At 58.8% G+C, this 519-nt stretch carries 1 pseudogene; it reads left to right on the top strand.

Features of this window, described 5'->3' with window-relative positions:
- Positions 1 to 519: pseudogene (locus tag WH277_RS05535) on the top strand (two-component system sensor histidine kinase DcuS); the annotation flags it as partial.

Genomic DNA, 519 nt, shown 5'->3' on the forward strand with positions numbered 1-519 from the left:
GATAAGCCATGTAACCCAGGAGAGCGTCAAAGATAAGGCGCTGGCGGTGGCACGCACCCTGGCGGACTCCCCTGAGATCCAGCGTGCGCTGCTGCTTCCTCCGACCCGCGGCGTGATCCAGCCGATTGCCAGCGCCGTGCAGGAAAGCAACGACCTGCTGTTTGTGGTGGTGACCAATATGGACGGCATTCGTTATTCCCACCCAAAAGCCGAACTGATTAACCAGCATTTCATCGGTGAGGACATTATTCCGGCCCTGCAAGGCCGGGAGAACATGGCGATCAACCACGGTAAGCTGGCGGAAGCGCTGCGGCTGTTCACGCCCGTCTACGACAGTCAGCATAAGCAGATTGGCGTGGTGGCTATCGGCATTTCGTTAAGCGAGGTCGCGTTACAGGTCAATCAAAGCCGCTGGAATATTATCTGGGCCGCCCTTTGCGGCATGCTGGTCGGTGCCATCGGCACGTTCCTGCTGGTGAGTGCCGCCAAGCGTATCCTGTTCGGGCTGGAGCCGTATGA

Source organism: Erwinia sp. MYb416 (genome assembly GCF_037479575.1).
Taxonomy (GTDB): domain Bacteria; phylum Pseudomonadota; class Gammaproteobacteria; order Enterobacterales; family Enterobacteriaceae; genus Erwinia; species Erwinia rhapontici.